Genomic DNA, 25,774 nt, shown 5'->3' on the forward strand with positions numbered 1-25,774 from the left:
CCCCGGTGAGCCCCCACCGGACGCCCACCCGCCGCCGCGTGGTCGGCCTGTACGCGCTGCTCGCGGTCGTGCTGGTCGCCGGGGTGATCGGCCTCGGCGAGATCCTGCGCCACGACCACCCGGCCGGAGGCCCCGTCGTCCCCGAGGTCCCGGCGGAGTTCGACCCGCTCCGCGACGAGGTGGTGTGCGAGGTCCCGGCCGGACGGGAGGGCACCGAGCGCGGGTCGGTCGCCGCCGCCCCCGAACTGCCCGTGCCGGTCGACTCGAACGCCCTGTACGACTGCCCGGCCACCTGGGACGGCCGGCGGGTCCGCTACGTCGGCGAGGTCGTCGGCGCGGTCCTCGACCGCGGTGACCACGCCTGGGTGCAGCTGAACGACGACGTCTACGCCGACGGGATCGGCCCGCTGCCGACCCACCGGGACTTCCGCGGCGGCAACGCGGGCGTGGGTGCCCTGCTCGAGCCGGACGCGGCGGCGCAGATCACGACGGTCGGGGGCGCCGAGACCCGTGGGGATCTCGTGCAGGTCGTCGCGACCTTCCGGCGCGTCGACCCCGACTCCGGCGAGGTGGCGATCCTCGACGTCGAGGCACTCGAGGTCCTGCGCGTCGGGACCCCCTACACCGAACCGGACTCCCCGGCCCGTCCGGTCGTGGCGCTCATCGCGGCCGCTGGCGCCCTCGCGGTGGTGATCGTCGAGCAGCGGCGGCGCCGCGCGTGACCCTCGCCTTCCGACCGGGCCGGCGCGACCTGTCCACCGTCGCGCTGCTCGTCAGCCGGGCGGTGCTGGTCGTCAGCGCGGCGATGCTGGTGCCGGCCGCGCTCGGCTTCGCCACCGGCGAGGTCGACTCGGCCGTCGCGCTGACGTTCGGCGCCTGCCTCGGCATCTCGACAGGGGCGCTGGCCGACCTGCTGCTGCCACCCGCCGGGGAGATCCGCTGGGGGGAGGGCATGGTGGCCTCCGGGCTCACCTGGCTGGTGTGCCCCCTGTTCTGCGCGGTGCCGCTGTACCTGTCCGGGCACTTCGGCTCGTTCCTCCAGGCCTACTTCGACGCGATGTCGGCGCTCAGCTGCACCGGGCTCAGCGTGCTCCACGACCTCGACCACCTCGCCGACTCGATGAACCTGTGGCGCCACCTGATGCAGTTCCTCGGGGGGCAGGGCATCGTCCTGGTGGTCCTGACGTTCTTCGCCGGCGGCGGCGGGGCGGTCGGCATGTACGCCGGCGAGGCCCGTGAGGACAAGATCCTGCCCAACGTCCGGCGCACCGCGCAGTTCATCTGGCGGGCGTCGCTGGTCTACTTCCTGATCGGGTCGACGGCGCTGACCGTCGCCCTGCAGGCCGGCGGCATGCGGGTCACGTCGGCGGCGTTCCACGCCGTCAACCTCTTCTTCGCCGCCTTCGACACCGGCGGGTTCTCGCCGCGGTCGTCGTCGATCGGCTACTACCACTCCGCCGCCGTCGAGGCGGTCCTGATCGTGCTGATGGTGGCCGGGGCCGTCAGCTTCGCGGTCCACTACCGGCTGTGGCAGGGGGACGGTCGCGAGCTGCTGCGCAACATCGAGATGCGCGTCCTCGCGGTGACGTCCACAGGGGTCTTCGCGATGCTGGCGTTCGGCCTGATCGGCGAGGGGGTCTACGCCGACGGGGTGGCCGCGTTCCGCCGCGCGATCTTCCAGCTGGTCAGCGCCCACACCGGTGCCGGCTTCGCCTCGGTCCCGAGCGCGGTCTTCTCGAGCGGCTGGGGGGCCATGGCACCCGTGGCCCTGGTCGTCGCCATGGGGATCGGCGGCATGTCGGGGTCGACCGCCGGCGGGATCAAGGCGATCCGCCTGGGCCTGACCGCCAAGATGGTCGAGCTGGTGGCCCGGCAGCCGTCCCTGCCGCCCGACGCCTACCTGGTGACGGGATACCACCACCTCCAGCGGCAGCGGTTTCGCCCGGACGCGGCGCGCGCCGCGCTGGTCGTCCTCCTGCTCTTCATCGCGCTGTACGTCGCCGGCACGGCCGCCGGTCTGTACCACGGCCACCCGCTGACCGAGTCCCTGTTCGAGTCGACCTCCGCCGCGGCGGGCGTCGGCCTGAGCACCGGGATCGCCTCGCCCTCGATGCCGTCGACGCTGATGGTGACCTACATCTCCCAGATGTACCTCGGGCGGCTCGAGTTCCTCTCCGCCCTGGCCCTCTTCGGCTACGTGGGCGCGATGGTGCGGGGGAGGGTCTGATGCCCGGGTGGCACGGGGAGGCCCCGGGCCGGCGGGTGGGCTGGACCGTCCTCGCGGTCGTGGCCCTGGCGGTCGCCGGCATGATCGCCGTCCTCCCCCCGCTGGTCGAGGATCCCAGCGGCGACGGCGAGGTCCCGGCGCCCCCCGACGCCACCTGCGCTGAGCCCCGCACCCGCCGTCCCCCCGTGGCCGTGACCTCGAGCACGCTGTTCGCCTGCCCGTCGGTCTACGACGGCGCGCTCGTCGTCGTCGAGGGCGAGGCGATCGGCGACCTGTTCGACGGTCCGGGGGACCGCCGGTGGGTCCAGGTGAACGACGACGCCTACGCCGCCCTCGGCCCCCTCGACGTCCACCACCGGACGCTGGGGACCAACAGCGGTGTGGCCGTCCTGCTGCCCGCGGGCGACGAGCCGACCGAGCTGGGCGGACCGGGCCACCGCGGCGACGCGATCAGGGTGATCGGGACCTTCCAGGCCGCCAGCCCGGCCGACCAGGGCGGCCCGGCCGTCATCGCCGAGTCGGTGATCCCGATCCGCGACGGCGGACCGGTGGAGGTGAACCCGTCCCGCCGGCTCCGCCAGGTCACCCCGGTCGCGGTCGTGGTCACCGCCCTCATCGGGGCGGCGGCCCTGACCCGGCGCCGGACCGGAGGGCTGCCCCCGTCATAGCCCCGCCGGCGCGGGGCGGCCGAACAGGAACCCCTGCCCGAGCCGGACGCCTAGGTCGACCAGCGCATCGGCGTCGGCCCGGACCTCCACGCCCTCGGCGACCAGCGTGCACCCGGCGGTCTGGGCGAAGCGCAGCATCGCCGTGACCAGGGCCCGGCGTCCGGGGTCGGTCGACACCCCCTGGACCAGGCTCATGTCGAGCTTCACGTAGTCCGCGCGGAGCTCCACGATGTGGCCGAAGTTCGCGATGCCGACCCCGGCGTCGTCGACGGCGACGCCGACCTCGCCGAGGGCCGCGACGGCGTCGTGGAGCGCGCGGTAGTCGGGGATCGGCTCGTGCTCGGTGACCTCGAGCACCACCGGGCGGTCCGCGCGGGCCAGCACCTCACCCAAGCCGACCTCTCCCGCCCCTCCCGACCGGACGGGGTCGGTCAGCAGCCGTGGCGAGACGTTCAGGTCCAGCCAGCCGCCGGTGGGCAGCGCACGAGCGGCGTCGACCGCGGCCGCTGCCGTGGCAAGCTCGACGGCCGGGCCGCGCCCGACCGCCCACGCCTCGGCGAAGCACCGGTCGGGAGGGGTCGCGTCGGCGAACCGCGTGAGCGCCTCGTGGCCGACGACGTACCCGGACGTGAGGTCGACGATCGGCTGGAACACGGGGGTGAAGGCCCCGCCCGCGACGATGTCGTCCATGCGTCGACGGCCGCGCTCCGCCCGGCGCCGCGCCGCCATCCGCTCGACGAGGAACCGGTTCGTCGAGGCACCGAAGCCGACGAGTGCCGGCATCTTGTCCGCCACCGCGCCGGCTGCGGCGGCGTCGAGCGTCCCCACGACCAGCGCGCCCAGCACGTCGTCCCCGTGGCGGATCGGCCCGAAGGCGACGGCCTCAACCACGTGGGTGGTCGGGGCGGGCGGCTGGGCGCGGCTGCCCACCTCCCCCCACGGGCCGGCCGCCGTCCGCCTGCGGACGTCCGCCGCCCGCGCGGGGTCGATGCGGTGGCCGACCTGCATGGGGAAGCCGTCCGGTGATCGGCTCGCGACGACCACCACGTCGTGCTCGAGGAAGGCGAGGACGTGGGCGATGTCGATCCGGGGCAGATCGACGAGGCCGTCGCACACGGCCTGCGCCGCCTCCTCGAGCGTGGTGGTGGCGAAGCCTGCCTGGACGGCCTCGCCGAGGAGCGCGCGGACGCGCGCCTCGAGCACCAGGTCGGCTTCGACCTCCCGGATGTGGCTGACGTCGAGCTGCACCGACAGGTAGCCCCTCAGCTGCCCGCGATCGTCCCGCACGGGGGTGATCCGGACCACGTCGGTGTACACCCGGCCGGTCTTGTGGCGGTTCAGCAGCTCGCCGCGCCACGGGTTCCCCGCGGACAGCGCCGCCCACATGTCGGCGAACACCGCGGGATCCTGCTCGGGAGCCTGCAGCAGCCGGGGGTTGCGCCCGAGGACCTCGTCGCGGGTGTAGCCGCTCACCCGCTCGAAGGCCGCGTTCACGAACGTGATGCGCGCCTCGGCGTCGGTCGCGATGATCGCGTCCCGCGTCTGCTCGACCGCCAGTGCGAGCAGCGCGGACTCCCACTCCATCTCCGCCATATGCCGACGCACCGTAGCGCAACGGCTCGTCGGGTCTTCAGTCCCGGTCGGAGGGGTGCGAACGACCCTCTCCGGTCAGACGGTCCTGCCGACCATGTCACCACACGACCGCGGTCACCACGACCGTGCGACCAGGGCCCGCGACCCGGACCCCGACACCAGGAACGATATGGCCCCACGACCCCGAGACCCCCGACTCGACGAGCTGATCCTCCGCTGCGGCGTCGCCCTCCTCGAGGAGCGCGGCGTCACCGGGGTCGGGGTGGAGGCCGTCGCCGCGCGCGCCGGCGTCCCCAAGACCACCGTCTACGCGCGCTGGCCGTCCCGGACCGCGCTGCGAGACGCTGTCGTGGGCCGAGCGCTCGCGGGCGTCCCCCTCGACGGTGGGCTGGACGAGCTCGTCGCCGCGGAGATCGCCCTCGTCGCGACCCCCGCAGGGCGCGGTGCGGCCCAGGTCCTGCTGGCCGCGCGAGACGACGGCGACGCGCCGCCGCGGGCGGTCGCCGCCGCGCTCGACGAGCGCCGCCGGGCACTGGTCCAGGCGCTCGTCGACGAGGCGGAGGACGAGCTCGACGGGACCGCGGCTGATGATCTGGTGTCGGCGCTGACCGCCCTGATCTGGGGCCGCGGGCTCATCGGCGACCCCGCGCCGGCCACCGCAGCCCTGCCGGCGGACGACCTCACCCGACTCGCCCGGCTGTTCGCACGCGACGGCCGCGAGGACCCGACGGGCACCTAGCGACCGCCGTCGCCCCACGGGCGCACCGCGGATCAGTCGATGGCGCCGAGGGCCTTCGCCTGCCGGGCCTTGTCCCGGCGTCCGGCGATCAGCGATGACGGGCACAGGGGCTCGACGATGCAGGCGCCGCACCGTGGGCGGAGCGCATCGCAGACCCGGCGCCCGTGGAGGATGATGACCAGGCTGGCCGGCCCGTAGTCGGCCTTGTCGAAGAGGCGCATCAGGTCCCGCTCGATCTTCACCGGGTCGTCGTGACGGGTGAACCCGAACCGCTTGGCCAGCCGCGTCACGTGGGTGTCCACCGCGATGCCGGCGTCCGGATCCTCGAGCAGCGCCTCGGGGGCGGATCCGGCGAGCACCACGTTCGCGGTCTTGCGGGCCACACCGGGGAGGGTCACCAGCTCGGCCATCGACAGCGGCACCTCGCCGTCGAAGTCCTCGATCAGCGCCTGGCAGATCCCCCTGATCGACTTGGCCTTCTGCCGGAAGAACCCGCTGGCCCGGATGTCGTCCTGCAGCTCCTCCTCGTCGACGGCCAGGTAGGCCTCCGGCGTCGGGTACTTCACGAACAACGTCGCGGTGATCTCGTTGATCTTCTTGTCCGTCGACTGCGCGGACAGGACCGTGGCGATCAGCAGCTCGAAGGGGGAGGAGTGGTCGAGCTCGATGTGCCCGCCGCCGTAGGTCGCCATCAGCGCGGCGAGGATGTGGGGCGCCCGCAGCGTCTTGCCGCTGTCGCGGTCGAGCGGCCGCCCGGTGCGGGGGGTCTCGGGGGTCTCGGGGTCCATCGCCGCGGGAGCCTACCTACGCGGCGCCGCCGTCGACCGGCATCCGGAGGGTGAACGTCGACCCCTCGCCGAGGACGCTCGAGACCGTGACCGTGCCGCGGTGGCGCTCGACGGCGTTGCGGACGAGGGAGAGGCCCAGGCCGGTGCCGCCGGCCTCGCGGCTGCGGGCCTTGTCCACCCGGTAGAAGCGTTCGAAGATCCGCGCCTGGTCCGCCTCGGGGATCCCGATGCCGGTGTCGACCACCGCGATCGTCGCCGCCGACGGCCCCCGACGGACCCGGACCTCGACGGTGCCGTCGGTGTGGTTGTACTGGATGGCGTTCTGGATCAGGTTGCCGACGATCAGCTTGAGGTCCTCGCGGATCCCGATGACGCTCGCCTCCCCCTCCGCATCGAGGACGACCTCGACCGACTTCTGCTCGGCCACGACCCGCAGGCGGTCGATCTGCGCGGCGCACAGGGCCGTCAGGTCGACCCGCTCCCGCGGACGGCCGTCCGCCCCCTCCTCGAGGCGCGTCAGGTCGAGCAGGTCGCGGACCAGCTGGGCGAGCCGCGTCGCCTCCTTCTGGATCCGGTCCACCATCCCGCGCGCCCGGTCCGGGTCGCGGTCCATGGCCATGGCGAGGGAGTCGGCGAGCGCCTGGATCCCGGTGACGGGCGTCTTGAGCTCGTGGGAGGCGTTCGCCACGAAGTCACGCCGCATCTCCTCGACGCGGGCGAGGCTGGTCAGGTCCGTCACGATCAGCGCGGTCTCGGTCTCCCCGATGCGGGTGGCGCGGGCCAGCAGCTCCCGGTCGTCGCGACGGGCGGTCACCGTCACGTCCTCGCCGGTCTCCTCGGCCTCCTGCACCGCCGCCTGCAGGGACGGCACCCCCAGCGCGCGCACCGGGCTCAGCCCCTGGGGGTCGACCAGCTGGCCGAGCTCGAACTGGTCCGCCGCGGCGGGGTTCGCGTAGACGAGCTGCTCGTCGGCGAACAGCAGCACCGCCGTGGGGATCGCGTCGAGCAGCCGCTCCACCCGCTGGCGCTCGGCCCGCAGCGCGTCGAAGCGCCCCCGCAGCACCCGGGCGACGTCGTTCAGGGCCGCCACCAGCCGCTGCCACTCGCCCCCGCCCTCGAGCTCGAGCGGCGCGGGCCGGTCCGGTTCGGAGGCGAACGCCACCACGCGATCCGCGATCCGCTCGAGCCGCGCCGATTCGGTGCGGGCGAGGCGGGCCTCCACGACCAACCCGACCACCGCCATGGCGATGACGGCGAAGATCACGCGATCGGACAGCAGCGCGCCGACCAGAGCCGCCACGGCGGCCAGGACGCCCACGGTGACCCGGGTGCTCCTCAGCATGGTGGCCCATCGTGCACCACCGTCGGCTCCGCCGACCGGAGGACGTCGTCACCCTCCGGGTGGCTCAGCTCCGTCCCGGGAGGTCGCGACCTCGCGTCGCGCGGGACTCCCCGGAGTCGGCGAACTTGTAGCCGACGCCGCGGACGGTGACGATCAGCTCGGGGGTGTGCGGATCGTGCTCGATCCGGCCGCGGATCCGCTTGATGTGGACGTCGAGCGTCTTCGTGTCGCCCACGTAGTCGGCACCCCAGATGCGGTCGATGATCAGGTCGCGCGTCATGACCCGACCGGCGTTGCGGATCAGCAGCTCGAGGAGCGCGAACTCCTTCGGGGGCAGGTCGACCAGCTGCCCGCGGACGGTGACCTCGTGCCGCTCGGGGTCCATGCGGACCCCGCGGACCTCGAGCGGGGCGTCCAGGTCCGGCACGTCCCAGTCGCCGCCGCGGCGGAGCACCGCCCGCACCCGGGCGACCAGCTCGCGCATGCTGAACGGCTTCGTGATGTAGTCGTCAGCGCCCAGCTCGAGCCCGACGACCTTGTCGATCTCGGAGTCCCGGGCGGTCAGCATGATCACCGGCACCGCCGAGGTGGCCCGCAGGTGCTTGCAGACCTCCGTCCCGCTCATCCCCGGCAGCATCAGGTCGAGCAGCACCAGGTCGGGGCGCTCCCGGTCGAACACCTCGAGGCTCTCGCGACCGTCGGACACCGCGACGACGTCGAACCCCTCGGCGCTCAACCCGTACTCGAGCGCATCGACGATTGCGGGCTCGTCCTCGACGACCATGATCTTCGGCATCGATCCGTCAGGGTACGGCCGGTCGTCGGGGACGATGCGGTGCGCAGCGCCGCCCCGCGGTGATTTCACGACGGGTTCACCGTCCGGACCGTCGGCGTTCAACGTGCGGAGGATCCTGCCGTGCTCCATGGGGGGAGGGCAAGATCGACGGGTAGCATCGCCACGCAGGGAGGAGGGTTGACCGCATGAGCACGGCGCGGATGCTGCGGCTCGACTTCCGGTCCGCGATGCGTGATCTGGAGGACGGGATCCTCCTGCTGGGCCGTCGCACCCAGCACCTCGTCGGGGTGGCGATGTCGGCGCTCGAGCAGGCCTCCCCCGAGCTCGCCGCCGAGGTGCTCGCCGTCGACGACGAGGTCGACGTGACCGCGCACGGGCTGGAGGAGGACCTCCGCGGGCTGGTGACCCTGCAGGCCCCCGTCGCGGACGACCTCCGCCTGCTCCTGAGCCTCCAGCGCGTGCTCATCGAGGTCGAGCGGATCGGCGACGGCTGCGTGAACATCGCCCGCCTCGGCCGCGACCTGGCCGGCGCAGGCGGCGAGGCGCCGGAGCTGGTGGCCCAGATGCACGAGCTCGGGCGTCGGGCCGAGCGGGCCGTCCGCACCGGCCTCGACTCCTTCGGGCAGCGCCGCCGGACCGTGGAGCTGGTCGGCGAGGTCGAGGACCAGATCGACCTGCTCCACGACGGGTTGACCGGCCGGCTGATCGACCACGCCGCCGCGGGGCGCGCCCAGACCGGGTGGGCGGTCCGGATGGTGCTCGCCTGCCGCCACCTCGAGCGCATCGGCGACCACGCGGTGAACATCGCCGAGGAGGGCAGCTTCGTCGCCACCGGGTCCCGTCCCCTCCCCCGCTCCCTGCGCTGACCCCACCCGGTGGAGGTGCCGGCCCGTGCGTGGCACGCTGACCGGATGCCGCACCCGCAGATCTCGCCCGGCGTGTACTGGGCCAAGGACCGGACGGTCACGACCGCGGACGGGGCGCGGATCGCGTTCCGGGTCCTGCGGGACGACGACCTGCCGCCCGGTCCGACCGTCGCGCTGCTGAGCGGGTTCCTCTGCCCCGACACCTGGTGGCACCACCTGACCCCGCAGCTCGTCGCGGCCGGCTACCGCGTGGTGATGCTGCACTACCGGGGCATCGCCACCTCGACGGCACCGGAGTGGCCGGACGACCGGTCGATGACCGTCGAGCGCTACGCCGAGGACGTCCTCGACGTGCTCCACGCGGCCGGCGTCCACGAGGTCAACCTCATTGGCCACTCGATGGGGGGCCAGGTGATGGTCGAGGTGGCCCGCAGGATCCCGGACCGGGTGACCTCCATGACCTCGATCACCGGGGCGTACCGCTCGCCGACCCGCGGGATGTACGGGCAGGGCTGGCTGATCGAGCCGGCGATGACCCAGCTGATCCGCCTCCTCCGCCCCCTCCGCGGCCAGATGGGCACCGCGGTGTGGCGGACCGTCTGGCGGACCGTGCCGTTCCTGCCGCTGGGACGTGCGGCGACGGCGTTCAGCGCACGCACCCCGGACGACATCGTGGCGAGCTACGAGGCGCACGCGGTCACCCTCACGGGCGAGTACTTCATCGCCGCGCTGGAGGCGATGCACCGCCACGACCCGGGCGACGTGCTCGGCGACCTCGACGTCCCGACGCTCGTCATCAGCGGGGACACCGACCCGTTCACCCCGCGGGCCGTGGCCGAGGAGATGGTGGAGGGGCTCCCCCAGGCCGAGCTGCTGGTCGTCCCGGACACCTCCCACGGGGCGATCCTCGAGGAGCCGGAGGTCGTCGGCGACGCGGTCCTGACCCACCTGGCCAAGGCCACCGGGCACCTGCCGGCCTGACCCCCGGGGCCCGTCCCCCTCAGCTGGCGACGGCCCGGTCGACGGCCAGCTGCTGGAGGACCGCGTGGCTGTCGGTGGCCGGGTCGCCGTCGACGCGGTGCCAGCGGCCGCGCCGGTCGAGGGTCCAGGCGAGCGCCTCGTCGGCCAGCAGCACGTCGAGGATCTGCTGCAGCTGCGCGCGCCCGGCCGGGTCGGTGACCGGCAGCATCGCCTCGACCCGCCGGTCGAGGTTGCGCGACATCATGTCGGCCGAGCCGATCAGGTAGTCGAGGTCGCGCTCGGGACGGCCGAACCGCAGGATCCGGCTGTGCTCGAGGAAGCGGCCGACGACCGACCGCACCCGGATGGTCTCGCTGAGCCCCTCGACGCCGGGCAGCACCGCGCACATCGAGCGGACGATCAGGTCGATCTCCACCCCGGCCCGGGACGCCTCGTAGAGGCTGTCGATGATCTGGCGGTCGACCAGGTTGTTGCACTTGATGATGATCCGTCCGTCGGCTCCGGCGGCCGTCTCGCGCCTGATCCGGTCGAGCAGCGCCCGCCGCATGGTGGTGGGCGCGACGAGGAGGCGGCGGTAGTCGTCTGCGGCGGAGTACCCCGTCAGCATGTTGAACAGGTGGGTCAGGTCATCACAGACGTCGGGATCGGTGGTGAACACGCCGACGTCCTCGTAGATCCGGGCGGTGGCCGGGTTGTAGTTGCCGGTCCCGACGTGGGCGTAGCGGCGCAGTCGGTCCCCCTCCTCGCGGACCACCAGGCAGGTCTTGGTGTGGGTCTTCAGGCCGATGAGGCCGTACACCACGTGCACGCCCGCGGACTCGAGGTTCCTGGCCCGTCGGATGTTCGCCTCCTCGTCGAAGCGTGCCTTGAGCTCGACGAGGGCGACGGTCTGCTTGCCCGCCTCCGCCGCGCGGACGAGCGCGTCGATGATCGGGGAGTCCGTCGACGTCGTCCGGTAGATCGTCAGCTTGATCGCGACGACCTTCGGGTCGTCCGCCGCCCGCTCGATGAAGGCCTGCGTCGTCTGGGAGAAGCTGTCGTAGGGGTGGTGGACCATCACGTCGCCGGCGCGGATCCGGGACCAGGGGTCCTCCGAGGCGAGCGCCGAGGGCACCTGGGGGGTCCAGCGCGGCAGGGCGAGCTCCGGCCGGTCCAGGTTGGCGATCTGCCAGAGCCCGACCAGGTCGAGCAGTCCCGGCACGGTGACGACGGCCTCGTCGGGGACCTCGAGCTCCTCGAGGAACGGCTCGAGGAGGTCCCGCGGGCAGTCGGCGGCCGCCTCGACCCGCACCACCTTGCCGAACCGCCGCTCGAGGAGGCCGGACTCGATCGTCTCGAGCAGGTCGTCGGCCTCCTCCTCCGCGAAGGCCTGGTGGGCGTGGCGGGTCACGCGGAACAGCCCGTGCTCGAGCACCTCCACCGAGGGGAACAGCCGGTGCAGCCCGGCCGCGATCACCTGCTCGGTCGGGACCAGCCGCTGGCTGCCGTCGCCGTCGGGCAGCCGGACGAACCGGTCGAGCTGGTGGGGGATCTTGACGCGTGCCAGGGACCGGCGGCCGTCGGTCAGCCGCACCCGGACCGCGAGGTTGAGCGAGAGCGTGGAGATGTGCGGGAACGGCCGCCCCGGGTCGATCGCGAGCGGGGTGAGGAGCGGGAACATCCGCTCGTCGAACACCTGCACGCAGTGGGCGCGGTCGGCGTCGTCAAGGTCGTCCCAGCCGAGGATGTGGATCCCCTCGCCCGCGAGGGCCGGCATCAGGACCTCGGCCACGATCGCGGCCTGCCGCCCGGCGACGTCGGCCAGGATCGACCGGATCGCCCCGAGCAGCCCGGCCGCGCTCAGCCACCCGCGCGCGTCCGCCCCGAGGTCGGCGTCCTGGCGGAGGAGGTCCAGGCGCTTCTGCACCCACTCGTCGGTGTTGGAGGAGTAGATCGCGCAGAACTTCACGCGCTCGAGGAGGGGGAGGGACCCGTCCAGGCTGAGCGCCAGGACCCGCGCGTTGAACGCCAGCTGGGAGAGCTCCCGGTCGCCGTAGCGCGCCCCGTCGGGGGCCGGCGGGAACGGCGCGAGCGGATCGAGGTGGTCCATGCCGACAGGTCTACCCCACCCGGGTGGACGCCAGATGTCCGTCTCGTCCGACCCCGTCCGGTCTCGCCGCCGGCACGCCCCTGTCCCGGACCGCACGGCCCCCGGCCCAGACCGCACGGCCCCCGGCCCAGACCGCACGGATCGACCACCTGGGAGGGGTAGGAGGAGCCCCGGCGTGGTCGATCCGTGGTGTCGACCCCGCACGACGGCGGGTGACGGCGGCCGTGCGTTCGCTGTGCGCACACGTGGTGGCCGATCCGTGCGTCGCAGCCGGGGTTGTCCACAAGCTGACGGAGATCGGTCCGCGCCCCACCGACCGCATGGGTGAGGGTCGGGAGGTGATCGAACATCAGCTCGTGGCCCTCGCCGCCTCCCAGCCCTTCGGGCTCATCACCCTGAGCGCGGCGGAGAAGGTCGGCATCGACCGCTTCGCCGTCGCCGCGGCATGCCGACGGGGCGTGCTGGAACGGCTCGCCCCCGGTCTCTACCGGCTGGCCGACGGCCCATGCTCCCGGCTGCAGGAGCTGGCCGTGCCGCAGATCTACCTGGACGGCCTGCGCGGCCGGAACGCGCGCCCCGCGATGCCCGCGGCGTTGACCGACGCCCCCGGCCTCGAGCTGCGCGGTATCCCGGTCCCCGAGGAGCGGCCGCGCGTCGCGGTCAACAGGGACCGGCGGGTCAGGCTGGACGATCCGCCGTTCGACGTGGTCCGCACGACGTGGGACCGCGTCGAGGTCGGGGTGGTCGACGAGCTCCGCGTCCTCGGCCCCGCCGAGTGCCTGGCCGACCGGGCTGGGCGGGACCTCCCCGACGCGACGGTCCGCACCGCGGTCGACGCCACCCGGTCCCACCTGCGGCTCGACGTCCCCTCCCTGGTGGACCGCTGGGCAGCCCTGGACTCGCACGGGGCCTCGCGGCTGCTCGCGATGGAGGCCGCCGGGGACTTCGACTGCGAGAGCGAGGGCGAACGCCGGGCCTTCGACCTGCTCTTCCGGGGGCGTGGTCCCCTGCCGGACTGCCAGGTCGTCGTCCACGAGGGTTTCCGGGCGGACTTCGTCTTCCTGTCAGCGGCCCTGATCATCGAGTACTTCGGCAGGGAGTGGCACCAGGCCCGGTTCGTCGCGGACTCCACGCGGCGCCTCGCGCTGCAGGTCCCCGGGTACATGGTCATCACGGTCGTCCACCAGATGCTGCGGGAGGCCGACGAGGTGTCGGCGTTCATCCACCGGACCCGCCGGCACCGCCACAACCTGATCGCGCGCGGCGCGCTCGTCCGCCCTCCCCTGCCCCCGCAGCCGGTCCGACGCCGGCCGCTCCGGACCCTGGGGGTCTGAGCCCGGCCTGGTGGGACCGGCGGTCCTCGTGGCCGCGCTACCCCTCCGCCGCACACATCGACCACTCCAGTGCGTGGTCTGAGTTCACCCCGCGCGACATGACCTGGTCAGGAGGGTCCGCTCCGTCGCAGATCGCACGGATCGACCACACCTCGGACCTCCCCACAGGCCGTCAGTGGTCAATCCGTACAAGTGGGGGTGCGGCTCGAGGGGCGGGAGGGGCTCGAGGGGCCCTGCGGGAGGGGTTCAGGCGCCCTGGGCCCCGAGCTCTCGGAGCTTGGTGACGGTGTGGTCGGCGCGGATGTAGCGGACGGTGCCGGACTTCCCGCGCATGCAGAGGGAGTGGGTGACCACGCCGTGCCCGGTGTAGTTCACGCCGTCGACGAGGTCGCCGGGGGTGACGCCGGTGCAGACGAAGAAGGTGTCGGGGCTGGCGACCAGCCGCTCGGTGGTCAGCACCTCGTCGAGGTCGTAGCCCTGCTCCCGCGCGGCGGCGCGCTCGGTGTCGTTGCGCGCCCACAGCCGGCCGACCATCTCGCCGTCCAAGGCCCGCAGCGCGCAGGCGGTCGTGACGCCCTCCGGGGTCCCGCCGATGCCGATCGACACGTCGACGCTCCGGTCCGGCAGCGCGGCGAGCAGCCCGCCGGCGATGTCGCCGTCCATGATCAGGCGCAGCCGGGCGCCGGACTCCCGCACCGCCTGCGCGGCGTCGGCGTGCCGCTCGCGGTCCAGCATGATGACCGTCATGTCGCTGACCTTCTTGCCCTTCGCCTTCGCGATGGCCTCCAGGTTGCGCTCGGTCGGCGCGTCGATGTCGATCACGCCCTTCGCGTCCGCGCCCACCACCCACTTGTCCATGTAGACCATCGGGCCCGGGTCGAACATCGTCCCTCGCGGCGCCATCGCCAGCACGGCCAGCGAGCCCGGCCGACCCTCTGCCAGCAGGCGGGTGCCGTCGATCGGGTCGACGGCGATGTCGGTCTCGGGCCCCTCCCCCGACCCGACCCGCTCGCCGTTGCACAGCATGGGCGCCTCGTCCTTCTCCCCCTCCCCGATGACGACGACGCCGTCCATGTCGACGGTGGTCAGCATCTTCCGCATCGCGTCGACGGCCGCCTGGTCACCGTCCTCCTTGCGGTTGCGCCCCATCCAGCGGCCGGCGGCGATCGCGGCGGCCTCGGTGGCGCGGACGAGCTCGAGGGCGAGGTTCCGTTCGGGCTTGGACATGCGGGGAGGCTACCCCGCGGCCGGTGACCCCCGAACCGCGCGGACGCGGTCGGTCAGCGGTGCGTCCACGCCGTCGCCGACCAGCCCGACGACGTCTTCGGGTTCGGCGCGGTCAGCGCCGTGTAGTCCCCGCCGGCCTCTGCCAGGGCGTGCAGCGCGTCGTTCTCCGCCGCCACCCGGTCCCCGAGCCCGCTGAAGCGGTCGAACTGCGCCTTGAGGTAGGTGACGGTGTGGGAGTGGTTCGACGCCACGGCCGCCGCGACCTCGTGGGCGAGGGGCAGCGGGTCGCCGTCGGCCAACCGCTGCACGATCCCGATGCGGTGCGCCTCGACCGCGTCGATGGTCTTCGAGGTGAGGACGAGGTCCTTCGCCTGCCCCAGGCCGACCAGCCCCACGAGCTTCGCCGGCCCGACCGGGTAGCCCACCGCCGCGCCGGGGAACCGGATCCGCGTGTCCCGCGCGGCGACGCGGATGTCGGTGGCGACGGCGACCTCCGCCCCTCCCCCGACGCAAGCCCCCTGCAGCGCGGCGATGGTGGCCTTCGGGCAGGTGGCGACGGCCTGGTACACGTGGCCGAACAGCTCCATGCGGCGCGCCTCGCCGGTGACGTCGAGCGGCTCCTTCAGGTCAGCGCCGCCGGAGAAGTGGCCCGCGTCGCCGGCGATCACGATCACGCCGACCGCGTCGTCGGCGACGGCGTCGGCCACCGCGTCGAGCAGCTGGGCCAGCAGCGCCGTGCTCATCGCGTTGCGCGCCTCGGGGCGCGACATGGTGATCGTGCGCACCGCCGGGCCGTCGGTGGAGGGGCGGGTGTCGGCGGTGGTGACGAGGGTCTGGGGGTCGCGGGGCATCGGCTGGCGAGGATAGCCAGCCCACCGGGCGGGTAGGGGGCGAGGGTTCGGTCACGAGACGACACACGAGACGACACACGAGGAGAGGGCTGCGGTGCTGATCGGGTGGAGCGCCTACCGCGACGGTGGCGAGGCCGGCGGCGGTTCCGGCATCGAGGACGCGCTGGCAGCTCGCGATGGCGCCGACTTCGTGTGGATCCGCATGTCCGGTCCGGAGGACGGGGAGGTCCGACGGCTGGTCGAGGCGTTCGGCCTGCCCGAGCTGGCCGTGGAGGACGCCGTGCTCGCCCACCAGCGCCCGAAGCTCGAGCGCTACGGCGACACCACGTTCATGGTGCTGAAGCCCGCGGTGTACGACGACGCCTCGGAGACGATCGCGCTGGGCGAGGTCCACGTCTTCCAGGGGCCGGACTTCGCCATCACCGTCCGCCACGGCGACGTGGGTCCGCTCGACGAGGTGGAGCGGCGCCTCCAGCTCGACCCCGAGCTGTGCGCCCTCGGCCCCGCGGCCGTGCTCTACGCGGTGGCCGACCTCGTCGTCGACGCGTACGTCCCCGTGATCAGCGGCCTCGAGCGCGACATCCAGGAGATCGAGCGCGCCGTCTTCGACGCCGAAGCCCAGCCGCCGACCGAGCGCATCTACGCGCTGATGCGGGAGGTGCTCGACTTCCAGCGGGCCACCTCGAGCCTGCTGATGCCCCTCGACGACCTGTCGAGGGGGCGGGTCGCAGGGGTCCACCGCGACCTCACGGCGTACTTCCGCGACGTCGCCGACCACGCCCGCCTGGTCCACGAGCGGTCCGACAACTTCCGCGAGCTGCTCAACGGCGCGCTGCAGGCCAACCTCGCCCTCATCGGGCTGCAGGAGAACCAGGACCAGCGCAAGATCTCCGCCTGGGCCGCGATCGCCCTGGTCCCGACGATCATCGGGGGGATCTGGGGCATGAACACCGGCGTGCCGCTCGAGGGGGAGCTGGAGGGCTTCCTCCTCCTGCTGGCGATCATCGCGTCGACCTCCGGCTACCTCTACTGGCGCCTGCACCGCAACGAGTGGCTCTGACGAGCCGCGCCCGTCCACGGCCCGGGGCCCTTACCGATCGGTGTCATCCGCAGGGGCCCGGACGATCGGGCACGTGCGGTGCGGTTGGACACCCACGCCGCCCGCACCAGGCGGGTGCCACCCACGAGGGGCCGACGTGATCTCGATCTCCACCCGCGCCGTGACGCTGACCGATGCCGACCAGATGTGCCGGTTGGGTCCCACACGCTGCGGCCGCTGCCGCCGCACGACGCGGTGCTTCCTGGCGGGGCAGCGGACCGCGCTCACCGTCGCCGGGCGACGGACCCCGGCGGCGTGGCGGTCGCGCTGGTACGTCGTGTGCGGCGACTGCGGGGACGCCGAGGAGATCTCCGAGCAGGCGGCCGACGTCCTCCGCCGCGTGCACTGACCGCCGCGGGCCCGTCCGGTCAGATCTCGGCGAGGTCGGGGCGCTTGGGGGGCTGGCCGGCGATGAGCGCCCGGCGGGCCATGCGCTTGGCGACGAACCGGGGGGCGACCACCGCGGTGCGGTAGACCCGCTGCAGCTGGGCCAGGCGCGGGGCGGTGGAGAGGTAGGCCGGCGCCGGGGCGGGCAGGTCCAGGGTGCGGGCGAAGGCCCGGGCGATGCGGAGGTGGCCGAGCGGGGAGGGGTGGACGCGGTCGAGCGCGAGCTCCTCGCGGGTCAGCGGCGCCGCGTTCCACAGGTCGACCACCAGCGCGCCGTGGCGGGCCGCCGCCGCGACGGTCGCCGCGTTCAGCCGCTCCAGACGGCTCCGCCAGCGCGCGGCGACCCAGCTGAGGTGCCCGAGGTCCGGCAGGGTCGCGGTCACGATCGTCGCGTCCGGCGCGCCGGCCCGCAGACCCCCGATGATCTCGTCCAGGCGGACGGCGACCGCGGCGGCGGGGACCCGGAGCGCGATGACGTCGTTCACGCCGGCGACGGCGGTGACCAGGTCCGGGCGCGAGTCGACGGCGTGCGGCACCTGGTCGCCGAGCACCTCGGCGGCCCGGACGCTCGGCCGGGCGAGGTTCGCGTAGACCGCGCGGGGATGGACCTGGCGGAGGCTGGCCGCGAGCAGGTCGGCGAAGCCCCGCGGGGTGCCGTCGGGGTGGACATCGCCCTTCCCCTCGGTCAGGGAGTCGCCGATCGCCACGAAGCGGAGGGCGCCGCCGCTGCCGCCCGCTGCGGCGATCGCTCGTCCACCCACGGGCTCAGACGGTGCGCGGGGCCGCGGAACGGCGGGTGTCGTGGCCACGGGCGGGAAGTGAACGATGTCCGAACCGGCCGGTCAACCACCTCGGACACCGCGGTCTGCACTAGCCTGCTCCCCCGTGGGCGTGAGCGATCGGCCGACGAGCCGCGGTCGCCCGGCGACCGTGGTCGATCCGGCCTACCGCCGTCGCGTCCGCGCGTGGGTCACCTACGACTGGGCGAACTCGGCGTTCGCCACGACGATCCTGGCCGCGGTCCTGCCGGTGTACTACTCGTCGGTGGCGGGCGCGACGCTGCCCTCGGCGGCGACCGCGACGCAGTACTACTCCCTCACGCTGTCGGCGTCCGTGCTCGTGGTCGCGGTCCTGTCCCCCGTCCTCGGCGGGATCGCCGACGTCGCGGGGACGCGGAAGCGGTTCCTCCTCGGCTTCGCCGCGGTCGGGATCGTCGCGACCGCGGGCCTGGTCGGGGTGGGGGTCGGCGACTGGCTGCTCGCGTCGGTGCTGTTCGGCATCGGGCGGATCGGCTTCGGGGGCTCGCTGGTCTTCTACGACGCGCTCCTGCCCCACGTCGCCCGGCCGGCGGACCTGGACCGCATCTCCGCGCGCGGGTACGCCTGGGGGTACCTCGGCGGGGGGATCCTGCTGGCCGCCAACGCCGTCGCCATCCTCCTGCTGCCCGAGGACGACCTCGGGTTCCGGCTCAGCCTGCTCAGCGTCGCGGTGTGGTGGGCGGTGTTCACGACCCCGCTCGTCCGCCACGTGCCCGAGCCCCCGGGCGAGGGGGTCCGCCGCGCCGGCTCGGCCGTGGCGGCGGGTTTCCGCGACACCGTGCGGACCCTGCGCAGCCTCGGGCGGTTCCCCGACCTGCGGCGGTTCCTCTTCGCGTTCCTGATCTACAACGACGCGATCAACGTGGTCATCGCGACCGCCGCGATCTACGGGGTGGAGCTGGGGTTCGACCCGATCCAGCTGACCCTCGCGATCCTGCTCGTGCAGTTCGTCGGCGGGCCGTACGCGATGGTGTTCGGCGCCCTGCCCGACCCGACGGTCCCCCGGCGCCGACGCCGCGTCCTGACCGCCTTCGTGGTCGCCAACATCGTCCTGCTGCCCGTCACCGGCATCGGCCTGCGGCTGCTCGGCCCCGCCGACGTCACCGGCACGCCGGGTCCGCCGATCGCCGCCGCGGGATCGATGCCCGACGTCGTGGCCGACGGCGGTGACGCGGTCCTGCGCTGGACCGGCCAGTCCGTCGAGCTGACCTACACCGCCGGCCCGGACCGGGGCGAGCTCCCCCTGCGGCTGGACGGGGCGCCGCTCGTCGACGGCGGCGACCCGGTCGTGCTCGACGCCGAGGGGCCGGCGGTCCACGCGGGCGAGGTGGAGGCGGTCGAGGTCGCCGACATCGGCGCCCACGAGCTGGTCGTGGTCGGCGGCGCGGAGGTCGTCACCGCCGCGGAGGTGCTGCCCGCCGAGCGCTCGGCCGACCGCGCCGTGATCCTGGGCGCGCTCGTCGCGGTCCAGCTGGTCGCCGGCGCCCTGGCCGTCACGGTGCTCGGTCGGCTCTGCGCCCGACTGGCCGACCGGATGACGACGCGGTCGGCGATCCTGCTGAGCCTCTGGGCCTACGTCGTCGTGGCCGTGTGGGGCTTCGCCCTCGACTCGGTCGCCGAGTTCTGGGCGCTCGCCTGGCTGGTCGCGGTGTCCCAGGGCGGCAGCCAGGCCCTCAGCCGGTCGCTCTACGCGCGGTTGATCCCGGACCGCCGGAGCGGCGAGTTCTTCGGCTTCTTCTCCATCCTCAGCAAGTTCGCGTCGTTCCTCTCACCGCTGGTGTTCGCCGCGAGCGTCGCGCTGTTCGCGTCGAGCCGCCCAGCCGTCCTGGTGATCGGCGGCTTCTTCGTGGTCGGCATGGTGCTCCTCCGGGGCGTCGACACCGCCCGCGGGGAGGCCGTGGCGGCCACCGCGGACCGGCGCATGTCACACCCCCGTGCTTGACTTCCGTGGTAGAACGGATGTTCGAGATCACACGAGAGGAATTCCCGATGTCAGCACTTCCCCTCCCCCAGGCTGACCCCGCGCGGACCACGGCGCTCGGCCGCCCGCTGCTCACCGTCGCCGAGGTCGCCGACTACCTGCGCGTGTCGGAGATGACGGTCTACCGGCTCATCTCCAGCCGCGAGATCGGCGCGACGAAGATCGGCCGGTGCTGGCGCGTGCCAGCCGACGACCTGGCCGCCTACGTCGAGGACCGCCACGTCTCCAAGGCCAGCTGACGCCAGGGCGAGCTGATCAGCCGTACCCGATCCAGCCCTCGTCGAGGTCGTCCTCGTCCGCGATGACGACGCGCTCGGCGGGGGCCGCGGGCAGCACCGAGTCCAGGTAGTCGCGGACCGCCTCCCCCAGCCCCACGTCAGCGCCGGCGCGCTCGGACAGCAGCCACTTGTGCCGCAGCATGTCGAGGAACACCTCGACGGGCTCGAAGCGGTCGGTCAGGTGCTCGGGGATCGCCGCGACGGTCGGCTCGAACACCTCCGCCAGCCACCGGTACGCGGCGACGGTCTGGGGCATGGGCCTGCCCTCGACGCTCTCGACCCACGACCGGAAGCTCGCCAGGTCGTTCAAGAGCAGCCTCGCCTGGTTCTCCTGGGCGCGCAGCCCGGTCAGCTCGAGCAGCCGCCGGCTGTGGTGACCCTGCTCGCTGACGCTCGCCCGCAGCCGCATCAGCCCGTTCTCGGTGCCGGGGATGGGCTCGATCTCCACCTCGTTGACGTGGAAGCCGAGGTCGTTCAGCCGGCGGATCCGCTGGTCGATGCGGAACCGCTCCCCCATCGGCACGACCTCCTCCCTGCGGAGCTCCTCCCACAGCCGGTCGTAGCGGCGGCGGAGCTCGGTGGCGATGGCGAGGGGATCCATCCCGTCGGCGATGCCGAGCTCGGCCTGGACGTCCATCAGGCCGCCGGCGACGTTGAGCTCGGTGATCTCGAGGTCCGAGCGGCGCTGGCCGTCGGTCAGGCTCGGGTGGTGCTCCCCGGTCTCCACATCGACCACGTACGCGGCGAGCGCCCCGCCGTCGCGCTTGAGCAGCGTGTTGTTCAGCGAGCAGTCGCCCCAGTAGTAGCCCAGCAGGTGCATCCGGACGAGCAGCAGGCCGAGGGCGTCGAGGAGCCGCTCGGTCACCTCGGAGGTGCCGGTGAGCGTCCCCCAGCTCTGGCTGAACAGGTGGCGGTAGGGAAGGCTGAAGTCGAGGAACCGGGTGATGAGGACGTCATCGAGCTCGTCGCGCTGGACCACGCCGACCCGCTCGACGACGGGCAGCCCGTCCTCGGCCATCGCGCCGAGCAGCCGGTACTCCCGCATCGCGTCGGTCCCGGGCAGCTCCTTCAGCGCGTAGATCTTGTGGTTCGCGGCCAGGAAGCGCACGACGTGGCGGTGGGTGCCCCGCGCGACCTCGACCAGCGACGGGTCGTCCCACTCGAGCAGCGGGCGCGTCCAGTCCGGCTCCAGCAGGAACGGGGCGCTCCGCCGGGCGATGAGGCGCCATGACCGCGACATGGCTCGTAGCGTACGCACCGGGCGGGCGGTGCGGTCGGCTGCGTGGTCGGCTGTGTGGTCGGGATCGCAGCGCGACCGGGGCGGTCGTCTAGGGTGACGCCGATGGAGGATGACCCGCAGGACCCCCTCCGTGGGCTCGAGCAGGAGCGCCGCGACCGGCGTGGCCTGCGGGTGGACTTCGACGCCGAGCTGGAGGCCTGCGACGCCGCGCTCCTCGACGTGGGCCGACAGGTGGCCTCTGCCATCGCGCCGATGACCGAGGCGTTCCTGACCGGCGACGCCGAGACGGCGGCCCAGCTGATCGCGGCCGACCGCGCGGTCGACGTCGCGTGCGAGCGGCTGGAGGAGCGGGGGTTCACCCTGATCGCGCGGCAGTCACCGGTGGCCGGGGACCTCCGCCGTCTGGTGGCGCTCCTGAAGTGCATCCAGGACGTCTCGCGGTCCGGCGACCTCCTGCGCCACGTCGGCGAGTCCCTGCGCTGGATCCACCCCCCGTCGCTGCCGGCGAAGCTGCGCGAGACCGTGCAGCAGCTCGGCGACGTCAGCCACGCCCTGTTCAGCGAGGGCCTCGAGGCCTGGCGTGCCCACGACGCCCTGGCCGCGAACGAGCTCGAGCGCGACGACGACCAGGTCGACCTGCTCCAGAAGGTGCTGCTGACCGACCTCTACACCGGCACCCAGTCGGTCGAGGAGTCCGTCAGCCTCGCGCTCATCGCCCGGTACTACGAGCGGATCGCCGACCACGGCGTCGAGATCGCCCGGCAGGCCACGTACGTCCTGACCGGGGAGCGGCCGCCGCCCTTCGACGTCACCTGAGCCGCGTCGACGCCGGTGGCGTCACCCCGCGACGGGCAGGCGGACCCAGAAGCGGTTGCCGGCGAGGTCGCTGCGCACGCCGATGCGACCGCCGTGGGCGGTGACCAGGGACCGGCACACGAACAGGCCCAGGCCGACGCCGTCCGTGGCGCTCGACCCGCGCTCGAACGGCTCGAACATCCGGCTGGCGACGTCCTCGTCGATGCCCTGACCGGGGGAGTGGACGCTGATCTCCGCGTCGTCGCCGGCGCGGCCGACGTGGACCGCGGTGACCCCGTCGCCGTGCTTGCGGGCGTTGTCGATCAGGTTGTCGAGCACCTGCCCGATGCGATCGGGATCGATCCGCACGACGACGTCGTCGTCGACGACGAGGTCGGGGACGTGGTCGGCCCTCGCCCCGAGGACCTGGCGCACGATCGGGGCGAGGGGGGTGGTCACCAGGCGGAGGTCCAGGCGACCCTGGGCGACGGACGCGGCGTCGAGGGCGTCGTCCACCAGCCGGCGGAGGCGCGCGACGTTCGAGCCGATGCCGGACACCGCGTGCGCCACCACGTCGCGGTCCTCGGGGTCGGCGCCCAGGAGGTCCGCCCAGCCCTGCAGCATGGCGAGGGGCGAGCGCAGCTCGTGGGCCACGAGGCTCAGGTAGCGGTCGTGGCGCGCCCGCGCATCGCCCTCGGGGTGCTCGTCGGCCATGGCGGACCGCCCCGCCGCCAGGAAGTCGGACACCCAGCGGTCGAGGAGGCTGACGGGGATGTCGTAGCGGTCGGCGACGGTCCTAGCCGAGACCCCGCCGAGTACGGTGAGGACGGCCGTCGCGCGCGCGTCGGCCCCGTGGTCCGGCGCATGGAGCACGACCGGGTCGCGCTCCTCCACCGCTCCGTCCACCCTCAGCACCGCACCCGCTCTCCTGCGCGTCGGAGCGGATCTGCCTCGTGACCGCCCACGTCGTATGGATGATGAGGCGGGTTGGCCTACCGCACCATGATCCGTTCGAGGGGTTCCACATGGCCATGATCGACTAGTCCTAGAACGTCGTGGCCGCCAGCTCCGCGAGGGGCGAGCGCACGCCCTTCGCCATCGTGACGTGGCCGAACAGCGCGGTCCCCTTCAGCTTCTCGATCAGCGCGGCCATGCCGCCGTGGGGGGAGATGTAGGGGTTGTCGACCTGCGAGAGGTCGCCGCAGAAGATCACCTTCGAGCCGGCGGCCATCCGGGTCAGGATCACCTTGAGGGTGGGCAGCTCGAGGTTCTGGGCCTCGTCGACGATCACGTACTCGTCGGTGATCGACCGGCCGCGCAGGTAGGTGATCGCGGCCATCTCGAGCTGCCCGCGGTCGAGGAGGGCGTCCACCATCCGCTGGACGTGGCCGCTGTCCCCCATGGGCCCGGAGCTGAACGGGCTGTCCGCGTCGCGGCGGAACAGCGAGTAGAGGTTGTCGTGCACCGCCGCCATCCAGGGCGACAGCTTCTCGTCGAGGTCGCCTGGCAGGTACCCGACCTCCTGGCGGCCGACGGCGACCAGCGGGCGGTAGACGCTGAGGCGCCGGTAGCCGGCGTGCTCGACGACCTGCTCGAGGCCCGCGGCGAGGGCGAGGAACGTCTTGCCGGTGCTTCTCCGGGGTCGTGCGAACCGTCGCACCTGTCGCACGTTGGAGTTCGGGTCGCGTACCGTCTCGCCCGAATGGAGCTGTTCTGGACTTCACGGGCAAGGCGTTCTTCTCCGTCGGCATCGACGTCCGGTCGGTGCGCTACCTCTCTCGGTTCCTGAGCGAACAGCATCCCCACATTGGCGGCGCCGGCCAGTTGGACCGAGCGGTGCTCGAGCACTACCTGTCATGGTTCACCGGCTTGGGACTGGCCGGCCACACCACCAACACGCTGCTGGTCTGCCTTCGCGGGTTCCTCGACACCTGCCGCCGCTACGACTGGATGCCCGGCTTACCCGCCACCGCGACGATCCACCTCGACGAGCTGCCCCGTCGACCTCAGCCGCTGCCGCGGTTCATCCCCGAGTTCGTCATGGCCCAGATCGAGCATCCCGACAACCTGGCGCTGCTCCCCGCCGACACCCGTCACCTGCTGATCCTGCTCATCGAGACCGGCCTCCGGATCAACGACGCCTGCGCGCTGGCGTTCAACCCCATCCTCACCGACTCCGCCGACTGGCCGTGCCTGCAGTTCTTCAACCACAAGATGCGCATCGAGCAGCTCATCCCCCTGAGCGAACGTGCCGCCGACACCATCCGCGCCCAACAGGAACTGGTGCAGACCCGCTGGCCGCAGGCCACACGCCTGTTCCCGTGCGCCAACTCCAATCCCGACGGCGTGCGGCCCTACTCCGCCGGGACCTTCCGGACACGGCTGGTCGCCTGGCAAGACACCATCGGCCTGCACGACGAGAGCGGCCGGCCCGTGCGCGTGACGCCGCATCAGTACCGCCACACGATGGGGACCAGGATGATCAACAACGGCGTGCCCCAGCACGTCGTGCAGCGCCTGCTCGGGCACGCCTCGCCGCAGATGACTGCCCGCTACGCCACCGTGCACGACACCACCGTGCGGGCCGCGTTCAACGACTTCCAGACCCGTCGCGTGAACATCGACGGCCACCGGATCGGCTTTGACCCTGACGCGCCGACCGCGGACGCGGAATGGATCAAGCACAACCTCGCCCGCATCCAGGCCAGCCTGCCCAACGGCTACTGCGGACGGCCGCCCCAACAGGACTGCCCCCACCCCAACGCCTGCCTGACCTGCCCCGACTTCCAGACCACACCGGAGTTCCTGCCCATCCACCGCCGCCAGCGCGACGACACGCTCGTGCTGATCGACACCGCCGAGCAGGCCGGCCGGACCCGGCAGGCCGCCAACCACCGCCACGTCCTGGACAACCTCAACACCGTCATCAACGGCCTGGAAGCCGTCGAGCAGGAGCCCACCACATGACCCCGCCACCTCCGGCAGCGCTGGCCCAGTCCGCCCGCCGACGCACCTCCGTAGGCCGTCGCCACGCTCCGCCGACTCGACAACGAGGGCACCGCGATCACCTACACCGCCATCGCCGAGGCCGCGCAGGTCTCCCGTTCCTGGCTCTACCGTCAACCCGACCTGCGAGCCGAAATCGACCGGCTGCGCCAACGCTCACCCCGACCGACCATCCCGACCCGGCAGCGTGCCAGCGACGCCTCCCAGGCTGAGCGCATCAGCGACCTTCTCCACTCCAACCGGACGCTTGCCGAGGAGAACCGCAAGCTCCGGGACCAGATCGCCACCCTCCTCGGCGAGCGGCGCGGCAACCCCTGACCGCCCGTGGAGGACATGTCCTCCACACGAACATGCAGGTCACCGCCCCCACCGGCCCAACCGCTCCAATAACGGTCAACAACCGGGTCCGCTTGATCACCCGACGCGACTTCGGGTTCCAGCCGCAGCCGTCGTCGCCCTCGTTATGCTCTGCTGCGGCACCATCCACATCAACCTGCCCCACTCAAGATGACCCGATCAGCTACCTCCAACTACCGCAGGAGACGGCGGATTCCAGGTGCTAGCGCGCGGCATGGTCAGCGTAGACCTCGTTGGGTGACTTCCAGCCTAGGGATCGGCGGGGCTGGGTGTTGAGCACGTCGCAGATCGCGTCGAGGTCGGCCTGGGTGT

Annotated in this window: 24 protein-coding genes and 1 pseudogene; 14 read left to right on the forward strand and 11 right to left on the reverse strand. The window is 73.0% G+C overall.

Annotation, left to right across the window (positions count from 1 at the left end; all coding sequences use genetic code 11):
- Positions 1-5: 5 nt before the first annotated feature.
- The 3 genes from ACEQ2X_RS09700 to ACEQ2X_RS09710 are packed head-to-tail and all read left to right on the forward strand — an operon-like array spanning position 6 to position 2,895.
- Positions 6-722, forward strand: coding sequence for a hypothetical protein (locus ACEQ2X_RS09700; protein ID WP_370325606.1), 717 nt, complete (start codon positions 6-8; stop codon positions 720-722).
- The gene (locus ACEQ2X_RS09705; protein WP_370325607.1) at positions 719-2,227 is read left to right on the forward strand and encodes a TrkH family potassium uptake protein; all 1,509 of its coding nucleotides are present in this window, start codon (positions 719-721) and stop codon (positions 2,225-2,227) included. The genes ACEQ2X_RS09700 and ACEQ2X_RS09705 overlap by 4 nt, the downstream gene beginning before the upstream one ends.
- Positions 2,227-2,895 carry a hypothetical protein gene (locus ACEQ2X_RS09710; protein WP_370325609.1) on the forward strand — a complete coding sequence of 223 codons (669 nt, stop codon included), beginning with the start codon at positions 2,227-2,229 and terminating at the stop codon, positions 2,893-2,895. Before ACEQ2X_RS09705 ends, ACEQ2X_RS09710 begins: the two co-directional genes overlap by 1 nt.
- Here the strand turns inward: ACEQ2X_RS09710 and ACEQ2X_RS09715 are convergent.
- A complete protein-coding gene (locus ACEQ2X_RS09715) occupies positions 2,890-4,488 on the reverse strand; it encodes an EAL domain-containing protein (protein ID WP_370325610.1) in 1,599 nt (532 codons plus the stop codon). The genes ACEQ2X_RS09710 and ACEQ2X_RS09715 overlap by 6 nt on opposite strands.
- Before the next feature lie 169 nt (positions 4,489-4,657).
- Here ACEQ2X_RS09715 and ACEQ2X_RS09720 point away from each other — a divergent pair, with 169 nt between their 5' ends.
- The gene (locus ACEQ2X_RS09720) at positions 4,658-5,227 is read left to right on the forward strand and encodes a TetR/AcrR family transcriptional regulator (RefSeq protein ID WP_370325611.1); all 570 of its coding nucleotides are present in this window, start codon (positions 4,658-4,660) and stop codon (positions 5,225-5,227) included.
- Between the two features lie 32 nt (positions 5,228-5,259).
- Here the strand turns inward: ACEQ2X_RS09720 and nth are convergent, their stop codons facing one another.
- From nth to ACEQ2X_RS09735, 3 genes are all read right to left on the reverse strand, one after another.
- Positions 5,260-6,015 (reverse strand): endonuclease III, encoded by a 756-nt coding sequence (nth, locus tag ACEQ2X_RS09725; RefSeq protein ID WP_370325612.1) that lies wholly within the window; start codon positions 6,013-6,015, stop codon positions 5,260-5,262.
- Between the two features lie 16 nt (positions 6,016-6,031).
- The gene (locus tag ACEQ2X_RS09730; protein ID WP_370325613.1) at positions 6,032-7,357 is read right to left on the reverse strand and encodes a sensor histidine kinase; all 1,326 of its coding nucleotides are present in this window, start codon (positions 7,355-7,357) and stop codon (positions 6,032-6,034) included.
- Between the two features lie 64 nt (positions 7,358-7,421).
- Positions 7,422-8,153 carry a response regulator gene (locus ACEQ2X_RS09735; RefSeq protein WP_370325614.1) on the reverse strand — a complete coding sequence of 244 codons (732 nt, stop codon included), beginning with the start codon at positions 8,151-8,153 and terminating at the stop codon, positions 7,422-7,424.
- Positions 8,154-8,338: 185 nt separating this feature from the next.
- On the opposite strand from ACEQ2X_RS09735, the gene ACEQ2X_RS09740 reads away from it, so the two are divergent.
- Both ACEQ2X_RS09740 and ACEQ2X_RS09745 read left to right on the forward strand, forming a co-directional pair.
- The gene (locus tag ACEQ2X_RS09740; protein WP_370325615.1) at positions 8,339-9,019 is read left to right on the forward strand and encodes a phosphate uptake regulator PhoU; all 681 of its coding nucleotides are present in this window, start codon (positions 8,339-8,341) and stop codon (positions 9,017-9,019) included.
- Between the two features lie 45 nt (positions 9,020-9,064).
- Positions 9,065-10,000, forward strand: coding sequence for an alpha/beta fold hydrolase (locus ACEQ2X_RS09745; RefSeq protein ID WP_370325616.1), 936 nt, complete (start codon positions 9,065-9,067; stop codon positions 9,998-10,000).
- A 19-nt stretch (positions 10,001-10,019) separates the two neighbouring features.
- On the opposite strand, the gene ppk1 is transcribed toward ACEQ2X_RS09745, so the two are convergent.
- Entirely contained in the window at positions 10,020-12,089 is a 2,070-nt protein-coding gene (gene ppk1, locus ACEQ2X_RS09750; RefSeq protein WP_370325617.1) for a polyphosphate kinase 1, read from the reverse strand.
- A gap of 338 nt (positions 12,090-12,427) precedes the next feature.
- Here ppk1 and ACEQ2X_RS09755 point away from each other — a divergent pair, with 338 nt between their 5' ends.
- Positions 12,428-13,423 (forward strand): type IV toxin-antitoxin system AbiEi family antitoxin domain-containing protein, encoded by a 996-nt coding sequence (locus ACEQ2X_RS09755; protein WP_370325618.1) that lies wholly within the window; start codon positions 12,428-12,430, stop codon positions 13,421-13,423.
- Positions 13,424-13,669: 246 nt separating this feature from the next.
- Here the strand turns inward: ACEQ2X_RS09755 and glpX are convergent, their stop codons facing one another.
- Both glpX and ACEQ2X_RS09765 read right to left on the reverse strand, forming a co-directional pair.
- Positions 13,670-14,650, reverse strand: a complete 981-nt coding sequence (gene glpX, locus ACEQ2X_RS09760; RefSeq protein ID WP_370325619.1) for a class II fructose-bisphosphatase — start codon at positions 14,648-14,650, stop codon at positions 13,670-13,672.
- A 53-nt stretch (positions 14,651-14,703) separates the two neighbouring features.
- Entirely contained in the window at positions 14,704-15,501 is a 798-nt protein-coding gene (locus ACEQ2X_RS09765) for an enoyl-CoA hydratase/isomerase family protein (protein ID WP_370325620.1), read from the reverse strand.
- A 94-nt stretch (positions 15,502-15,595) separates the two neighbouring features.
- Between ACEQ2X_RS09765 and ACEQ2X_RS09770 the strand changes: the two genes are divergently transcribed.
- Both ACEQ2X_RS09770 and ACEQ2X_RS09775 read left to right on the forward strand, forming a co-directional pair.
- Positions 15,596-16,561: a magnesium and cobalt transport protein CorA gene (locus ACEQ2X_RS09770; RefSeq protein ID WP_370325621.1), complete on the forward strand. Its 966-nt coding sequence runs from the start codon at positions 15,596-15,598 to the stop codon at positions 16,559-16,561.
- Positions 16,562-16,697: 136 nt separating this feature from the next.
- Positions 16,698-16,949 (forward strand): hypothetical protein, encoded by a 252-nt coding sequence (locus ACEQ2X_RS09775; protein WP_370325622.1) that lies wholly within the window; start codon positions 16,698-16,700, stop codon positions 16,947-16,949.
- 19 nt (positions 16,950-16,968) lie between these two features.
- On the opposite strand, the gene ACEQ2X_RS09780 is transcribed toward ACEQ2X_RS09775, so the two are convergent.
- Positions 16,969-17,748, reverse strand: a complete 780-nt coding sequence (locus tag ACEQ2X_RS09780; RefSeq protein ID WP_370325623.1) for an SGNH/GDSL hydrolase family protein — start codon at positions 17,746-17,748, stop codon at positions 16,969-16,971.
- Between the two features lie 124 nt (positions 17,749-17,872).
- Here ACEQ2X_RS09780 and ACEQ2X_RS09785 point away from each other — a divergent pair, with 124 nt between their 5' ends.
- Both ACEQ2X_RS09785 and ACEQ2X_RS09790 read left to right on the forward strand, forming a co-directional pair.
- Positions 17,873-19,747, forward strand: a complete 1,875-nt coding sequence (locus tag ACEQ2X_RS09785; RefSeq protein ID WP_370325624.1) for an MFS transporter — start codon at positions 17,873-17,875, stop codon at positions 19,745-19,747.
- A gap of 47 nt (positions 19,748-19,794) precedes the next feature.
- Positions 19,795-20,025, forward strand: a complete 231-nt coding sequence (locus ACEQ2X_RS09790) for a helix-turn-helix domain-containing protein (protein WP_370325625.1) — start codon at positions 19,795-19,797, stop codon at positions 20,023-20,025.
- A 16-nt stretch (positions 20,026-20,041) separates the two neighbouring features.
- On the opposite strand, the gene ACEQ2X_RS09795 is transcribed toward ACEQ2X_RS09790, so the two are convergent.
- Positions 20,042-21,304: a DUF4032 domain-containing protein gene (locus ACEQ2X_RS09795; protein ID WP_370325626.1), complete on the reverse strand. Its 1,263-nt coding sequence runs from the start codon at positions 21,302-21,304 to the stop codon at positions 20,042-20,044.
- A 102-nt stretch (positions 21,305-21,406) separates the two neighbouring features.
- Here ACEQ2X_RS09795 and ACEQ2X_RS09800 point away from each other — a divergent pair, with 102 nt between their 5' ends.
- Entirely contained in the window at positions 21,407-22,120 is a 714-nt protein-coding gene (locus ACEQ2X_RS09800) for a phosphate uptake regulator PhoU (RefSeq protein ID WP_370325627.1), read from the forward strand.
- 21 nt (positions 22,121-22,141) lie between these two features.
- Here the strand turns inward: ACEQ2X_RS09800 and ACEQ2X_RS09805 are convergent, their stop codons facing one another.
- Both ACEQ2X_RS09805 and ACEQ2X_RS09810 read right to left on the reverse strand, forming a co-directional pair.
- On the reverse strand, positions 22,142-23,014 hold the full coding sequence (locus ACEQ2X_RS09805; protein WP_370325628.1) for an ATP-binding protein: 873 nt from the start codon (positions 23,012-23,014) through the stop codon (positions 22,142-22,144).
- Between the two features lie 130 nt (positions 23,015-23,144).
- On the reverse strand, positions 23,145-23,759 hold the full coding sequence (locus ACEQ2X_RS09810) for a PhoH family protein (RefSeq protein ID WP_370325629.1): 615 nt from the start codon (positions 23,757-23,759) through the stop codon (positions 23,145-23,147).
- On the opposite strand from ACEQ2X_RS09810, the gene ACEQ2X_RS09815 reads away from it, so the two are divergent.
- A complete protein-coding gene (locus tag ACEQ2X_RS09815) occupies positions 23,744-25,066 on the forward strand; it encodes a tyrosine-type recombinase/integrase (RefSeq protein ID WP_370325630.1) in 1,323 nt (440 codons plus the stop codon). The genes ACEQ2X_RS09810 and ACEQ2X_RS09815 overlap by 16 nt on opposite strands.
- A gap of 69 nt (positions 25,067-25,135) precedes the next feature.
- A pseudogene (locus ACEQ2X_RS09820) lies at positions 25,136-25,423 on the forward strand (DUF6262 family protein); the annotation flags it as partial.
- Between the last annotated feature and the right edge of the window lie 351 nt (positions 25,424-25,774).

The organism is Euzebya sp., from assembly GCF_964222135.1.
Lineage (GTDB): Bacteria > Actinomycetota > Nitriliruptoria > Euzebyales > Euzebyaceae > Euzebya.

Bases quoted from the DNA above. Each gene is read 5' to 3' on its own strand.
- nth (WP_370325612.1), bottom strand. From the start codon at position 6,015: ATGGACCCCGAGACCCCCGAGACCCCCCGCACCGGGCGGCCGCTCGAC.
- ACEQ2X_RS09720 (WP_370325611.1), top strand. From the start codon at position 4,658: ATGGCCCCACGACCCCGAGACCCCCGACTCGACGAGCTGATCCTCCGC.
- ACEQ2X_RS09795 (WP_370325626.1), bottom strand. From the start codon at position 21,304: ATGTCGCGGTCATGGCGCCTCATCGCCCGGCGGAGCGCCCCGTTCCTG.
- ACEQ2X_RS09800 (WP_370325627.1), top strand. From the start codon at position 21,407: ATGGAGGATGACCCGCAGGACCCCCTCCGTGGGCTCGAGCAGGAGCGC.
- ACEQ2X_RS09740 (WP_370325615.1), top strand. From the start codon at position 8,339: ATGAGCACGGCGCGGATGCTGCGGCTCGACTTCCGGTCCGCGATGCGT.
- ACEQ2X_RS09730 (WP_370325613.1), bottom strand. From the start codon at position 7,357: ATGCTGAGGAGCACCCGGGTCACCGTGGGCGTCCTGGCCGCCGTGGCG.
- glpX (WP_370325619.1), bottom strand. From the start codon at position 14,650: ATGTCCAAGCCCGAACGGAACCTCGCCCTCGAGCTCGTCCGCGCCACC.
- ACEQ2X_RS09710 (WP_370325609.1), top strand. From the start codon at position 2,227: ATGCCCGGGTGGCACGGGGAGGCCCCGGGCCGGCGGGTGGGCTGGACC.
- ACEQ2X_RS09735 (WP_370325614.1), bottom strand. From the start codon at position 8,153: ATGCCGAAGATCATGGTCGTCGAGGACGAGCCCGCAATCGTCGATGCG.
- ACEQ2X_RS09715 (WP_370325610.1), bottom strand. From the start codon at position 4,488: ATGGCGGAGATGGAGTGGGAGTCCGCGCTGCTCGCACTGGCGGTCGAG.
- ACEQ2X_RS09765 (WP_370325620.1), bottom strand. From the start codon at position 15,501: ATGCCCCGCGACCCCCAGACCCTCGTCACCACCGCCGACACCCGCCCC.
- ppk1 (WP_370325617.1), bottom strand. From the start codon at position 12,089: ATGGACCACCTCGATCCGCTCGCGCCGTTCCCGCCGGCCCCCGACGGG.
- ACEQ2X_RS09745 (WP_370325616.1), top strand. From the start codon at position 9,065: ATGCCGCACCCGCAGATCTCGCCCGGCGTGTACTGGGCCAAGGACCGG.
- ACEQ2X_RS09790 (WP_370325625.1), top strand. From the start codon at position 19,795: ATGTCAGCACTTCCCCTCCCCCAGGCTGACCCCGCGCGGACCACGGCG.